The sequence below is a fragment of the Microcystis sp. M179S2 genome, assembly GCF_020245805.1.
Taxonomy (GTDB): Bacteria; Cyanobacteriota; Cyanobacteriia; order Cyanobacteriales; family Microcystaceae; genus Microcystis; species Microcystis aeruginosa.
In genome coordinates this window covers 1-3,993 of the sequence record NZ_JADBUE010000132.1, presented here as the reverse complement: position 1 = coordinate 3,993, position 3,993 = coordinate 1, and the positions used below count along the sequence as shown (strand labels likewise).

Annotated in this window: 5 protein-coding genes and 1 pseudogene; all 6 read right to left on the bottom strand. The window is 40.4% G+C overall.

The features are described from left to right. Window positions 1-662: pseudogene (locus IM500_RS07685) on the bottom strand (DNA adenine methylase); the annotation flags it as partial. Window positions 663-777: 115 nt separating this feature from the next. Beyond that, window positions 778-1,131: a type II toxin-antitoxin system PemK/MazF family toxin gene (locus IM500_RS07680; protein WP_039900107.1), complete on the bottom strand. Its 354-nt coding sequence runs from the start codon at window positions 1,129-1,131 to the stop codon at window positions 778-780. After that, complete coding sequence (locus tag IM500_RS07675) at window positions 1,128-1,379, bottom strand: hypothetical protein (RefSeq protein ID WP_190720154.1); 252 nt, start codon at window positions 1,377-1,379, stop codon at window positions 1,128-1,130. Before IM500_RS07675 ends, IM500_RS07680 begins: the two co-directional genes overlap by 4 nt. A 191-nt stretch (window positions 1,380-1,570) precedes the next feature. Continuing rightward, entirely contained in the window at window positions 1,571-2,236 is a 666-nt protein-coding gene (locus IM500_RS07670; protein WP_287738070.1) for a DUF4145 domain-containing protein, read from the bottom strand. A gap of 164 nt (window positions 2,237-2,400) precedes the next feature. Further along, window positions 2,401-2,976 carry a Uma2 family endonuclease gene (locus IM500_RS07665; protein WP_287738069.1) on the bottom strand — a complete coding sequence of 192 codons (576 nt, stop codon included), beginning with the start codon at window positions 2,974-2,976 and terminating at the stop codon, window positions 2,401-2,403. Then, entirely contained in the window at window positions 2,973-3,695 is a 723-nt protein-coding gene (locus tag IM500_RS07660) for a glycosyltransferase (protein WP_287738068.1), read from the bottom strand. The genes IM500_RS07665 and IM500_RS07660 overlap by 4 nt, the downstream gene beginning before the upstream one ends. Between the last annotated feature and the right edge of the window lie 298 nt (window positions 3,696-3,993).

Here is a 3,993-nt window from a genome sequence, read left to right as displayed (position 1 = left end):
TTTAGCCTGACATTGACGCATATTATCGGCAAAACGTTGATGATCGAAGCTGGTATGTAAATTCCCTCTTACGCCGTACAAACGGGATTTTGTGGCACTATAGTAGGGGGGATCGAGAAATATAAAAACTTCTTTTCCCTCTTGAAATAATAATTCTTCGTAATCTTGGTTAGTAATTTTTACCAATGCTAATAACGGCGCAATTTGGGTTAATCTGGCAATTGATGAATCAGTAAATCTACTGGTAAAAGCCGCTTGGGAATAACCCCCGGAATCCACTGTTCCCGAAAAAGTAATCCGATTTAAGATAAAAAAACGCACCGCTTTTTCAAAGTCGGTTAACTTTAAATCTTCCCTTGTCAAATCTTGAAATAATTCTCTTCCGCTATCATATTTCTGTTTAATTTCTGTTATTTTTGCTACCAATGACTCAATATTTTCTTGAGCGCATGCCAGAAACAAAATAAATCATAATTTAAGTCATTAATCCAATAGGTTTTTATTTGTTGTTCAAAGAGTTGCTTAACAGCAAAAAATACAGAACCGCCTCCAAAAAAAGGTTCTCGATATTCCCTAATATTGACAGGAATTTGCGGCAGAATTTGCTTAATTGCCCGGGATTTACCACCCGGATAACGCAAGGGACTTTTAATTGTTGACATTTTATACTAAATCCGTTTATTAAAGACTGATTATCTATTCCCCCTTTCGCCTCTTGCATGAGTGCCTGTCCTGATATGTAGCCTATACTCATAAGAATTCCGTTTAATTCCACATTTAGGACTCGTATCCTAAGGTTAGCAAAACCACTTCTTCCAATTGGGCAATTATTTCGGGACTCAGTTGTCCCAGTGTGCGGATCAAACGAGTTTTATCCAGCACTCTCATCTGAAAACATAGGGCAACAGAATCTTGGCCGAGTCCACCATTACCCTGTTCTATCAGTAAGCATATAGGCAAAGCAGCGCGACGTTGGTTGGTGGTGAGCGGAATAGCAATGATCGTAGTTGAGAACTGGGAAACAAGGTCATTCTGGAAAATGATGACGGGACGAATGCCCGCTTGTTCAGAACCTTGAGTTGGATTGAGGTCGGCTAACCAGACTTCACCCCGTTTCAGAGGATTAGTCATGATTGGTCTTCTTGATGGAGTATTACTGCATAGTCATTCATACCTTCTTCAGCAAAGGCGCGATCTTGATCAGCAAACTCCGCAAACAGATCGGCCAGTTGCATGGGATCGAGGACAGCCTGATGACGCTGACTGCGAAACTTTAAGAAGGCAATAAAATCAGCCACTTGCTCAAGCTGATTATCAGTCAGTCGATCCAAGTCTTGCTTAAGAGCTTCAGCACTTACTGGCATAGGAAGAAAAAACATTCCGACTTCCCCATTATAAGAGATCGTGGCCAACAGCCGTCTTCAACAAACCCCCATGAGTCCCTGAGTGCGTAGCGGGGTAGGGAGGACGTTCAGACGTTTTGAGCGATCGCTTGTTGGAGCAGTTCAGTGATAATTCAATAGGGAAAAATCCCAATGTCGATAATTTCCTATCCCACTTGTTAGACAAGCTAATCTACAAGGTAGTCGGCAAGAAATCGGCTAACATCTTTAATCATGTCAGAAACATCTTGAACTGTAAATTCATCCTGTTTTCCATGGGCAGCACTATTACGAATATCTGCGATCGCTGTTATTCGCTTTTGATTCAATTTGTTATATACACCAGCTTTTGCCAATTCGGAATTCATTTTATCTAACTTCCCATGCGGAATCCCACTTCTATCACATAACTCTCGCAATGCCGTCTCTAACACAACTCCTGCAATCACAGCCGCAGCGGTATAATAACCACTAGAAAAAAGCTCATTTGCTTGTTCAAGCTCAGAATCAAAAACTTCGGCTTGAACCAGTGTTTTAATAGACGAGAGATAACCACCCTCAAAATCTTCTTTTGCTGCCAAAAATACCGCTTTAAATGCCTTAAATATCTCATAAGTTGGATAATACCTGTTCTCTTCTTCCCGCTCAAATTGTTTGAAGTGCTGAGAATCTTCACCACAAACTTTAGACAATAAGTTTCTTACTTTTACCTTCCAGCTTAAAAGTAAGTATCTATCGATGAATTCACCAGTGCCAATTATCTCTGTTCGGAGAACTTTTTTAGAAGATTCCAATTGGGATGCTTGCTCCTCTAGCTCTTCAAATCGCTGCTTAAAAACTTCTTTCAACGTCATAAGTAGGTAGGTGTTAAAAATTATCATATACCACCCTTATCAAGGAGGCAGGGGGGATCAAAGACAAAATCTATCTTCAATTTAATTATAACCACTTACTTAACCTTAAAAGAATTGAATTCCGTCTAACGACCAAGTTAGTCCTCGTGCTTCTCCCCCGACTTCTACTTACTCTGTCTAGCTTGACTAACTTTTAGCCAGGCAAAGATTTGTTGTGGAGTCAGTATCAACTCAACCCCTGCAATTACCTTAAGCTGGTGATCCCCTCGGCAAACTTCTGGCTCTTGTTGGGGAGTAAACATTAAAACAGAATAATCATCTGGATCAAGCATCCATCCTAATTTACTGCCATGTTTTAAACAATGTAGAATGTGGTCAATTACACGGTTTACCTTTTGATCCGGTGAAAGAATTTCGATAGTCCAATCAGGTGCTTCGATAAAGTCGTCCTCTGGTTCACCTGCTTGATTCAGATTAATTCGATTCCATGCAATTACCGCCACATCAGGGACGATCGAACGCCCGCCGAAGGTACATCGCAACTCAGGTAAGGCTGTATAATCAACAGTGTGGCTGTCAACCTCAGCTAAAAGACGTTTTTGCAGGATAGAGTGTCGAGTCTTAGGCATGGGTTTCTGAATTGCGACTCCATGCAAGTATTCCCATGCTGGAGAATCCTCCAAATATGGCAATTTGAGGAAATCTTCAAGGGTGAGACTCTCAGTCAAGGAAGTCGTCATCGGTTCAAGCAAAGGTTTTTTTGTGACTTCATTGAATTACCATACAAGAAAAATTCTGGCTTTACAGATAGCTCCGTCGCCCCAATTCTATAATTTACTGAGTACAGTCCCGTTGTATCACAATTAGGAAAATCCTGAACTAATATATTGCAGAGAGCCATATCAGGACTCATCAATCCAGGCTCTCTAAATTTTCGATACCAGATTGGCGATAAGAAAACAGCTATTTCTTTTTTCAAACAATAGCAACTGGTATCGACATGGTGATATTGCTCGTTATAAGCAGGCCATTTACCTAAACTTTCACAGTCATCATGAGCAATAAATTGACCCTGCTCATCGACTATGTTTCTCAGGGCATAGGCCCAATCTAATTGGTCTTGCAGTATCGATTCTACTAACGAAGATACATGGAATGGTTCAAACCAGTTATCTTCATCAAGAAAAATCAAGTAATCGCCATTGGCAATATAGCATGATGAGCCATAAATTCGATGACCGTTGTACCTATTTTTTCCAGTCGGATATGGCAAGGACATGATATGCGTTGGCTTAATTAATTGCATCTCGCTCAATATATTTTGGGCTTTCTCTTCTCTCTCCTTGCCATCAATAACGATCAGATGTTCGATATTGTCATAATCTTGGTCTTGTACACTTTGTAAAGCCTTTTTCAACAAAGGGTTGCCAGTGGTTGGAGTAATAACTGAAACTAACATAATCAAATTATATTACTAAAATTTTCACGACGAAATTATGGATTAGTCTTGTAGGATATCTAGTCAGCATTTTTTTCAATAAGAACCTGATAGCCTTGGTAGAGGAGTTTGATTTTACAGCCTTCTCTCATAAAGATGAAGTAGGAGGGTATTTGTCATCATCGGAAATTTTGGGTCTGAAACCCCGCCGTTCTAGGTTGGCTTTACGTTAGAATTAAAAGGCCAGTCTCGAAAACCAAGTGGACGGCGCAGCACCTTGAAAACTCGGCTTAGGGGGTTCCGACCAGAAAAGCTTGGC